Below are 10,652 nucleotides of genomic sequence, written 5' to 3' on the forward strand. Positions count from 1 at the left end.
ACATCTTATCCACAACTTATCCACACTATCCACAGCCTGTGGGTAACTGCCTGTGTATATGTTGATTTACTTGTGGATAAATCGTTCTAAACCTTGCCAGCGACCATTTCATTTGATACACTAATTGTGCATAACATGTACGTAAGACAAATTGATTCTTCAAGTTATACACAGCCTGTGGATAACTTTATACACAGAAATCAACCCCTGTGGATAACGTTATCCACAGTTTTTATGTTCTGGGGATAAGTCGTGTTTCTTCATTAAGTTAGTCCTGTGCATAAGCCTGTGTATAATTTTTTATATTATGATAGAAAAAGGGGGGTATTTATGAAAAACGCTGCCGAACTTTGGCACAATGTATTATCTGTAATCGAGGAAGAACAACGTACCCCAAAAGCCAGTTACGACATGTGGCTTAAATCTACAGAAGGTGTCACGCTGAATGGAACGACCTTGATCGTCTCCGCACCAGCAGCTTTTACCGTGACTTGGCTAGAACGTCAGTACTTATCTCTATTAGAAGATACTGTCGAAGAAGTGACAGGAAGCAGGCTTGATATTCAATTCATCGAGGAAGGTCAAGCAAAACATATGCTCGATCGTCAAAATGAGGAAGTAATCGAAGCAGCTCCACCAACAAAAGTCCAAAAGAAACGTACACCGACGGATGAGCTCGTCATGAGTGAGCTGGGGCAACTCAATGCCAAATATACCTTTGATACGTTTGTCATCGGATCGGGTAACCGCTTTGCCCATGCGGCCTCTTTGGCCGTAGCAGAAGCACCGGCTAAAGCCTACAATCCACTTTTCATCTATGGTGGAGTCGGACTTGGAAAAACGCATTTGATGCATGCGATCGGTCAATACGTCCAAGATCAAAAACTCGGTACAAAAATTGCCTATGTTTCGTCGGAACAGTTCACAAACGACTTCATCAATTCGATTCGTGATAACAAAACGGTTCAGTTTCGGAACAAATATCGGAACATCGATGTTCTATTAATAGATGATATTCAGTTCCTTGCCGGAAAAGAGCAGACGCAGGAAGAGTTTTTCCATACTTTCAATGCGTTGCACAACGATCAGAAACAAATCATCATCTCAAGTGATCGTCCACCTAAAGAAATCCCGACGCTCGAAGATCGACTGCGTTCACGCTTCGAATGGGGACTGATCACAGATATCACGCCACCGGATCTTGAGACACGGATTGCGATTCTCCGGAAAAAAGCCAATGCGGAACAACTTGATGTCTCAAACGAAGTCATGCTCTATATCGCCAGCCAGATCGATACGAACATCCGGGAACTTGAAGGCGCCTTAACCCGTGTCATTGCTTACGCGAACCTGGTCGGACGGACGATTGATCCGAATGTCGCGGCTGAAGCCCTGCATAACATCATGCCTGCGAGTGAACCCCGGAAAGTCACGATTCGCGACATTCAGGAATCGGTCAGTAAACACTTTAATCTGCCGTTTGATGATTTAAAAGCTAAAAAACGAACGAAATCGATTGCTTTCCCCCGTCAGATTGCCATGTACCTGTCGCGAGAGATGACAGAAAGCTCCTTACCGAAGATCGGTGAGGAATTTGGGGGGCGTGATCACACGACCGTCATCCATGCCCATGAGAAAATCAGTACACTCGTTAAATCAGACGGAGAAACCGGAAAAGTCATCGAACAAATCAAGCATGAATTGAAACATTCGTAAACCTGTGGATAAGCTGTGGATAAAAGAGGCTAGTTATCCACAAGTTATCCACAAGCGTTTTGGCTCTATACCAAGTTATCCACCGACTTATCCACACTATCCACAGCCCCTAATACTATTATTAAAAAAATATATTATTATGTTATGATGATGTAACGCCCATTTTGAGAGGAGCTTAACGACAATATGCATATTACAATTCAACGTGATACTTTAATCCAAGCAATTCAAGATGTAGCAAAAGCCGTTTCATCCCGAACGACGATTCCGATTCTGACAGGAATTAAACTCGAGGCACATGGAGATGGTATGACGCTGACAGGAAGCGATACAGAAATCTCGATCGAACGGACGATTTACGCGGAAGAGAACGGTACGTCGCACGTCACGGTCCATCGTGCAGGAAGTGTCGTCTTAAATGCCCGCTTCTTTGGAGATATCGTTAAAAAGTTACCAACGGATGAAGTGATCCTAGAAGTCTCACCGAACTTCATGACACGAATTCAGTCCGGTACGGCAGAATTCCATTTAAACGGACTCGATCCAGATGAGTTCCCGCGCTTGCCACAAGTGGACGGAGGACAACAGTTCCGTTTACCGGCAGACTTATTACGGTCAATGATCCGTCAAACGAGTTTTGCCGTCGCGGTACAGGAAACACGTCCCGTGCTGACAGGTGTCAACTTCTCGGCGGATAAAGACATCTTGACGTGCGTCTCAACGGACAGTCACCGACTGGCGTTACGCCGCGCACAGTTTGAGACGGACAATGAGATTTCGTTCCAGAACGTCATCGTTCCAGGTAAAAGCTTAAATGAATTATCGAAATTACTTAGTGATGGTCATGTCGATATCACGATTACGAATCAACAGATTCTCTTTAAGATGAAACATGTCTTATTCTTCTCGCGTCTGCTTGACGGCAATTACCCGGATACATCCCGTCTGATCCCGGAAGAGTACCGGACGGCTGTCCGAATGAACGCAAAAGACTTATTGCAAGCGATCGACCGCGCGTCTCTGCTCGCACGGGAAGATCGCAACAACGTGATCAAGTTCGCGGCGGAAGGGACGACGGCTGTCGAAATCTCGTCTCACTCACCGGAAGTCGGTAAAGTATCGGAGCAAGTCAGCATCTTGTCACTTGAAGGAGAAGAGTTAAAAATCTCGTTCAACTCGAAATACATGATGGACGCCTTAAAGGCACTGGATGCGACGGATATCGAAATCCAGTTCACCGGTTCGATTCGACCGTTCATCTTGCACCCTGTCGATCAAGACAATGTCTTGCAGCTGATCTTACCGGTTCGAACGGCATGATTTGCACCCAAGGAACAGTCTCTGTTCCTTGGGCTTTTTTTGAAATCCGTATATACGTTCGTTCATTTTGCCAAAACGTGAGTTTTTTAGTACAATAAAGAGTACGTCATTTATAATATGTAGGTAGGAGGAGTCAAACCATGAATCAAATCAAGATTTCAACAGAATACGTCACATTAGGTCAGTTCCTGAAACTTTCAGATATCATCTCGAGCGGTGGACAAGCCAAACCATTTCTCGCTGAGGTACCCATTCTCGTCAACGGTGAAGTCGATCAGCGACGTGGTCGTAAACTACGGGATGGAGATGTGATTGACGTAGAAGATTACGGTCAGTTCATCATTAAGAACGAGGGGAACTAACGTGCGACTCGATTCGGTCCGACTCAGTCATTATCGCAACTACGAGTCGTTGGAATTATCTTTTTCAGAAAAGACGAACGTTCTGATTGGGGAAAACGCCCAAGGGAAAACGAATCTGCTTGAAGCCATCTATGTACTCGCTCTCGCCAAGTCTCATCGGACGACGCACGACAAGGAGTTGATCCAGTGGGATGCGGAGACGGCTCGGGTGGAAGGACGGATTCATAAACGTAGAGGATCCCATTCACAGGAAATCGTCATTTCAAGTCGTGGGAAAAAGGCGAAGTTGAATCATCTCGAGCAACGCCGCCTGAGTGATTATGTCGGGGCATTGAATATCGTGTTGTTTGCGCCAGAGGATTTACACATCGTCAAAGGTAGCCCGCAAATCAGACGTCGCTTTTTGGATATGGAAATTGGTCAGGTCAGTCCGGTCTATCTACATGAACTAAGCCAGTATTTAAAAGTCCTCAAACAACGGAATGCGCTGTTGAAACAGTTGTCGATCAAAGGTGGAGATGAAACGTTCCTCGATGTCTTGACGGAGCAGATGATTACGCTTGCCGTTAAAATCGTCCAGCGCCGCCATCACTTCATTGCCCAGCTTGAAAAATGGGCACGTCCGATTCATGAAGGAATCAGTCGCGGACAGGAAAAGCTCGTCTTGATCTATCGTTCCGATACATTTAGCAATGATTTGCTCGATGTCGAAGGAATGACTGCTTCTTATACGCAGAAGTTTGGTAAAATGAAGACAAACGAAATTAGAAGAGGTGTGACGCTGTTCGGACCCCATCGCGATGACTTTGAAATGGAAGTCAACGGAAGGAATGTCCAGACCTACGGTTCGCAAGGACAGCAGCGGACGGCAGCACTCTCTTTGAAATTAGCAGAGATTGAATTGATTCATGAAGAAGTGGGGGAATATCCGTTGCTACTTCTAGACGATGTCTTATCCGAGCTCGATGATCATCGTCAAACCCATTTGCTCGATACGATGCAACAAAAAGTGCAGACGATCCTGACGACGACAAGCGTCGACGGAATTGCACACGAAACAATCAAACAGGCAAAGTTGTTCCACGTGAAACAGGGGGCTGTCATTTTGGAAGAGACATCATACAAAGAAATAGTAGGTGAGAAAACCGATGAGTAATCATGAAGATATGGAAGTAGAACAAGGGTACGGTGCCGATCAAATTCAGGTGCTTGAAGGTCTAGAAGCCGTTCGGAAACGTCCGGGTATGTATATCGGATCGACTGCATCGAAGGGACTTCACCATTTAGTCTGGGAAATTGTCGATAACTCGATCGATGAAGCACTTGCAGGGTATTGCGATACGATTAAAGTGACGATTGAACCGGGTAATTCGATTTTAGTCGAGGATAACGGACGGGGTATCCCGGTCGATATTCAAGAGAAGATGGGACGTCCGGCAGTAGAAGTCATCTTGACCGTCCTTCATGCGGGCGGTAAATTCGGCGGCGGCGGATATAAAGTATCCGGTGGACTGCACGGTGTTGGGGCATCCGTCGTTAACGCGCTCTCAACGAAACTTGAAGTCTTCGTCAAGCGGAATGAAAAGTTGTACTACCAAGCGTATCATCGTGGTGTACCGGCTGAAGATTTAACAGTCATCGGTACGTCAGAAGAGACAGGAACGATGATTCGTTTCTTCCCGGATGATGAGATTTTCCAAGAAACACTCGAATACGATTATGATTTGCTCGCGACACGCTTACGTGAGCTGGCATTCCTAAATAAAGGACTGACGATTCAGATCACGGATGACCGTTCTGATGAACCGATTACGCGCAGTTTCCATTACGAAGGCGGAATCAAGTCATATGTCGAGCATTTAAACCGTTCGAAGGAAGTCGTCCACGAAGAGCCGGTCTACGTACACGGCAACCGCGACGGCATCGAAGTCGAAGTGGCGTTACAGTACAACGATGGATTTGCAGCAAACATCTATTCGTTTACGAACAACATCCCGACGCATGAAGGTGGTACACACGAAACCGGTTTTAAAACCGCATTGACACGTGTCATCAACGATTATGCGAAAAAATTCGGACTGATGAAAGAGGCAGACGGCACATTGTCTGGGGAAGATGTCCGAGAAGGGATGACGGCGATCGTCTCGATCAAACACCCGAATCCACAGTTCGAAGGACAGACGAAAACGAAACTCGGCAACTCCGATGCGCGGACTGCTACGGACACGCTATTTTCTTCGGCGTTCGAGCAGTTCATGATGGAGAATCCGACGAGTGCCCGTGCGATCGTCGAAAAAGGAATGATGGCGTCTCGCGCCCGAATGGCTGCGAAACGTGCGCGTGAATTAACACGACGTAAAGGCGTTCTCGAAGTCAGCTCACTTCCAGGAAAGCTTGCCGACTGTTCGTCACGTGATGCGACGATCTCTGAAATCTATATCGTTGAGGGTGACTCAGCGGGTGGTTCGGCAAAATCCGGACGTGACCGTCACTTCCAGGCGATTTTACCAATCCGAGGTAAAATCTTGAACGTCGAAAAAGCACGTCTCGACAAGATTCTTGGCAGTAACGAGATCCGTACGATCATCACGGCGCTTGGGACGAGTATCGGTTCTGAATTCAACATCGAGAAAGCCCGGTATCATAAAGTCATCATCATGACCGATGCCGATGTCGATGGTGCCCACATCCGGACACTCTTATTGACATTCTTCTACCGCTACATGCGTCCGCTTGTCGAGCATGGGTATGTCTACATCGCTCAGCCGCCACTGTACGGCATCAAACAAGGAAAAAACATCACGTATGTGCATAACGAGCGTGAACTGAACGAAGCATTAGCAGCACTTCCAGAAAATGCACGATACGACATTCAGCGTTACAAAGGTCTCGGTGAGATGGATCCGGAGCAACTGTGGGAAACCACGATGGATCCAAGTGGTCGTCAAATGCTCCGTGTCGAGCTTCAAGACGCGATCGAAGCAGATGAGGTCTTTGATATTTTGATGGGAGACCAGGTAGAACCACGTCGTGACTTTATCCAGTCGCACGCACACTATGTGAAGAACTTGGATATTTAACGTTGAATAGAGAGGGTGGCCATACGAATGTCCGATCAACAAGGGATCATTAAAGATATCAACATCAGTCAAGAAATGCGTACGTCCTTCATGGATTATGCGATGAGTGTCATCGTTGCACGTGCCTTACCGGACGTCCGTGATGGATTAAAACCAGGTCATCGTCGTATTTTGTACGCGATGAATGACTTAGGTATTCGTGCTGACAAACCACATAAAAAATCCGCCCGTATCGTCGGTGAAGTCATCGGTAAGTATCACCCGCACGGTGATTCTGCCGTTTACGACACGATGGTTCGAATGGCGCAGGACTTCAGTTACCGTTATGAACTCGTCGACGGTCACGGAAACTTTGGGTCCGTTGATGGGGATTCGGCCGCAGCCATGCGGTATACGGAAGCCCGTATGTCAAAAATCGCGATGGAAATCATCCGTGATATCAATAAAAATACCGTCAACTTTAAAGACAACTACGATGGTTCGGAACGGGAACCAGAAGTATTACCTTCTCGTTTCCCGAACTTACTCGTCAACGGTTCGAGTGGGATCGCGGTCGGGATGGCAACAAACATTCCCCCCCACCAACTCGGTGAAGTCATCGACGGCGTGTTAGCTCTTTCGCATAACCCGGACATCACGATCCAGGAACTGATGCAACATATACCAGGACCTGATTTCCCGACAGCCGGTGAAATCTTAGGACGCAGCGGAATCCGGCGTGCCTATGAAACAGGTCGCGGATCGATCATCGTCCGAGCCAAAGCGGAAATCGAACAGACGAAAAAAGATCGCGAACGGATCATCGTGACGGAGTTACCGTACCAGGTCAACAAAGCCCGTCTCGTTGAAAAAATTGCCGATCTCGTCCGGGAGAAGAAAATTGAAGGCATCACCGATTTACGGGATGAGTCGGATCGCCGCGGTATGCGTGTCGTGATGGAAATCCGTCGTGATGCGAATGCGAGTGTCATCCTCAACAACCTGTACAAACAAACGTCGATGCAAACGACATTTGGGGTCAATATGCTGGCGATCGTCAATGGTCGTCCACGTACGTTGACGCTGAAGGAAATGTTGTATCACTATCTCGAGCACCAAAAAGAAATCGTCCGTCGCCGGACGCAGTTTGATCTTGAGAAAGCGGAAGCACGTGAACATCTCTTAGCGGGTTTACGGATTGCGTTGGATCACTTGGATGAAGTCATCCGGATCATTCGTGCGAACCGGACGGCAGATGCTGCCCGCGAGCAGTTGATGGAACGTTTTGCGTTATCAGAGAAACAATCACAAGCGATTCTCGATATGCGTCTCCAACGGTTGACCGGTCTTGAACGTGAGAAGATTGATGCGGAGTATGATGAAATCATGCAATTGATTACGGAACTCAAAACCATCCTTGAAAGTGATGAAGAGTTACTCGAATTAATTCGGACAGAACTCGAAGAAGTAAAAGAACGCTTCAACGATAAACGTCGGACTGAAATTCGGATGGACCATATCGAATTCGAAGATGAAGATTTGATTCCGGAAAAAGACATCATCATCACGTTGACAAGCAGCGGCTACATCAAACGTTTGACGACGGATTCATATCGTGCTCAACGTCGTGGAGGACGCGGTGTCCAAGGCATCGGAACGAATGATGCCGATTACGTGACGCGTCTCTTATCATGTTCGACGCATGATACGATCTTGTTCTTTACGAACCGTGGTAAAGTCTACCGGATTCGTGGATATGAAGTACCGGAGATGAGCCGGACCTCAAAAGGTGTACCGATCATCAACTTGATTCAAATCGAGCGCGATGAAAAAGTAGAAACGATGATTCCGGTCAACTTCAAACGGTATCTCGAAGAACAACAAGCAACGGACGAGACGGAAACGGTTATCGAGGTTGCGGTTGAGTCGGATGAGACGATTGGATCTTCAGAAGGTCTGGAAGAACCGGAAGAAGTCTTAGATACAGAAGAAGTGATGCAAGACGAGCAGAAGTCGTTGATCTTCATGACCCGTAAAGGGCGTGTCAAACGTTCACCGTTATCTGCCTACGCGCGTATCAATAAAAATGGTCTGATTGCGATTCGTCTATTCGAAGACGACGAACTGACATCCGTTCGACTAGCTTCAACGGAAGATGAAGTCTTTACGGTCTCAAATAGTGGGAAAGCGATCCGTTTCCCAATTACGAATGTCCGCTCGATGGGACGTGGTGCACGAGGCGTCAAAGCGATGAACCTGTCAGCGGATGCAATCGTCATTGGGATGGAGCTTGCCCGAGACGACCAGGACGTACTTGTCATCACGGAAAAAGGGTTCGGAAAACGGACACCAATGACCGAATTCCGGACGCAATCACGTGGTGGTAAAGGACTGATTGCGAGTAAAGTGACGGAACGTGTTGGTCAAATCGTTGCGCTTCGGATCGTTGATGTGGATGATGACATCATGATCATGACAGAAAGCGGAATCGTCATTCGGACGGATTCACAAAACATCTCAAGTGTCGGACGTAACGCACAAGGGGTGAAAGTGATTCGAATCGAAGAAGGCGACCGTGTCGCGACCGTTGCAAAACTGAAAAAAGAAGATGTTGCCGAGGAAGAACTCGCTATCTTAGAAGAAGGAGTCACTGTTTCAGATGAACAGGATGACGCTGCTTCTCAAGTAAGTGAGGAATCTGAACAGGCGCCAGAAGAATAAACCGAGTAGAATGAGGTACAGCAGAGTGAGGACAGTTTTGTCTTTACTCTGCTGTTTTTCTAAAAATCAATATGAGGAAGGAACGAGACAAAGATGCGTGTGGCAAGTGAGCGGCTCATCCTTGGTGACCGAATAACGGAATCGCTGTTTTTACATACTGATATCCCGATCGTTGAAGCAGGAAAAAAACTTGGAGCAGATGAATTAAGACGGATCAAACGGTTTTTGATAAAAGAAGTCGACATCGAGGAACGACCAGAAGGAATGAACGAGGATCCGTTGACTGATGTCGAAGTAAGCGACATGACAGAGAACAGTCCATTTGATCAATTGATCGATACGTATAATCACGTTTTTACATCGTGGGAACAAGGATTAGTCCCGAACGTCTATGATGCATTACGCTGGGTCAAGGAGTCGATGCCGGAAACGGTTCGTCGGGAAGATATCTTACCGTACTTCTTAGAACGGGGAACAGAAGCCTACACAGTCCGGCACGCGATTTACCGTGGGGCGATTGCCCAACTGCTAGCAGAAGAAGTAGGAAAAGAACGGAAGATGCTTCATGATTTATGGGTTGCGTCCTATTTTGCAGATTGTGGGTTGGCTCGGATCATGGAGTGGCGTCATACAAAACGGTATGAAGCGATGCAACAAGAGATTTTTCATCGTCATCCAGCAATGGCTTTTCAAGCCTTACAAAAAGAAAGTATCATTTCAGATACAGTCAAACGATTAATCGTGCAACACCATGAACGGTTAGATGGATCGGGTTACCCGTTAAAAGTCAAAGGTGACAAAATCATGGATCATACCCGACTCTTCATCGTTGCAGATGTATTCGCCGCTATGACCAGTTGGCGTCCGTACCGCGAAGCATATAGCGTGTATGATGCCTACTGTCATTTAAAAGCGCGACCGATGCAATACGATTCGAAATACGTCACATTGCTCGGACAACTGTTACTGCCGTTCGAAGTTGGGGACCGTGTGTTGATCAGTAACGGTAAAATCGCGACGATTCTTCGAAAGAATCCGGTTTTCGATCGCCCGGTGATTTCCTATGAAGAACATAACCAACGAGTCGTCAAAGATTTAATGGAAGAACGTCAGCTAAACATCATCCAACTCATGGATTGAATCAATTGTCTTAAAACCTATTTAGTACTATGTTCTTCTATAGAAGAAAAACTCTTTTTGTTCATTGTATAATGAGTGAAAAAAGAGTTTTTCTTTTTTTATAAAAAACACTTGTACAATAATAAAAGCCATGGTATATTATTTCTTGTCCTTACAAGGACGAGCGCACTGCGGGAAACAAGAAAAAAACTTCTTTCAAAAAGTTGTTGACTTATTGTTTCAGACTTGGTATTCTAATTGAGTCGCCAAAACAGGCGCGGACGAACTTTGAAAACTGAACGATGAGGCAAAAAACGTATCTTCGGATACAAACAATGAATGAAGCGCAAGCTTC

General features: G+C 46.4%; 7 protein-coding genes. All 7 read left to right on the forward strand.

Annotation, left to right across the window (positions count from 1 at the left end):
* Positions 1-330: 330 nt before the first annotated feature.
* Positions 331-1,716 carry a chromosomal replication initiator protein DnaA gene (dnaA, locus tag BLD48_RS05610; protein ID WP_071499306.1) on the forward strand — a complete coding sequence of 462 codons (1,386 nt, stop codon included), beginning with the start codon at positions 331-333 and terminating at the stop codon, positions 1,714-1,716.
* Between the two features lie 186 nt (positions 1,717-1,902).
* Positions 1,903-3,036: a DNA polymerase III subunit beta gene (gene dnaN, locus BLD48_RS05615; protein ID WP_071499307.1), complete on the forward strand. Its 1,134-nt coding sequence runs from the start codon at positions 1,903-1,905 to the stop codon at positions 3,034-3,036.
* Between the two features lie 140 nt (positions 3,037-3,176).
* Positions 3,177-3,398: a S4 domain-containing protein YaaA gene (gene yaaA / locus BLD48_RS05620; RefSeq protein WP_012368917.1), complete on the forward strand. Its 222-nt coding sequence runs from the start codon at positions 3,177-3,179 to the stop codon at positions 3,396-3,398.
* A 1-nt stretch (position 3,399) separates the two neighbouring features.
* The gene (gene recF / locus BLD48_RS05625; RefSeq protein ID WP_014969061.1) at positions 3,400-4,554 is read left to right on the forward strand and encodes a DNA replication/repair protein RecF; all 1,155 of its coding nucleotides are present in this window, start codon (positions 3,400-3,402) and stop codon (positions 4,552-4,554) included.
* A 10-nt stretch (positions 4,555-4,564) separates the two neighbouring features.
* Positions 4,565-6,478 carry a DNA topoisomerase (ATP-hydrolyzing) subunit B gene (gene gyrB / locus BLD48_RS05630; RefSeq protein ID WP_201723136.1) on the forward strand — a complete coding sequence of 638 codons (1,914 nt, stop codon included), beginning with the start codon at positions 4,565-4,567 and terminating at the stop codon, positions 6,476-6,478.
* 27 nt (positions 6,479-6,505) lie between these two features.
* Positions 6,506-9,178, forward strand: a complete 2,673-nt coding sequence (gyrA, locus tag BLD48_RS05635) for a DNA gyrase subunit A (RefSeq protein ID WP_071499309.1) — start codon at positions 6,506-6,508, stop codon at positions 9,176-9,178.
* Between the two features lie 93 nt (positions 9,179-9,271).
* Positions 9,272-10,318, forward strand: a complete 1,047-nt coding sequence (locus BLD48_RS05640; protein ID WP_071499310.1) for an HD-GYP domain-containing protein — start codon at positions 9,272-9,274, stop codon at positions 10,316-10,318.
* The last annotated feature ends 334 nt before the right edge of the window (positions 10,319-10,652 follow it).

It is taken from the genome of Exiguobacterium sp. KRL4, assembly GCF_001870785.1.
Classification (GTDB): Bacteria; Bacillota; Bacilli; order Exiguobacteriales; family Exiguobacteriaceae; genus Exiguobacterium_A.

Bases quoted from the DNA above. Each gene is read 5' to 3' on its own strand.
- BLD48_RS05640 (WP_071499310.1), top strand. From the start codon at position 9,272: ATGCGTGTGGCAAGTGAGCGGCTCATCCTTGGTGACCGAATAACGGAA.
- dnaA (WP_071499306.1), top strand. From the start codon at position 331: ATGAAAAACGCTGCCGAACTTTGGCACAATGTATTATCTGTAATCGAG.
- gyrA (WP_071499309.1), top strand. From the start codon at position 6,506: ATGTCCGATCAACAAGGGATCATTAAAGATATCAACATCAGTCAAGAA.
- gyrB (WP_201723136.1), top strand. From the start codon at position 4,565: ATGGAAGTAGAACAAGGGTACGGTGCCGATCAAATTCAGGTGCTTGAA.
- yaaA (WP_012368917.1), top strand. From the start codon at position 3,177: ATGAATCAAATCAAGATTTCAACAGAATACGTCACATTAGGTCAGTTC.
- dnaN (WP_071499307.1), top strand. From the start codon at position 1,903: ATGCATATTACAATTCAACGTGATACTTTAATCCAAGCAATTCAAGAT.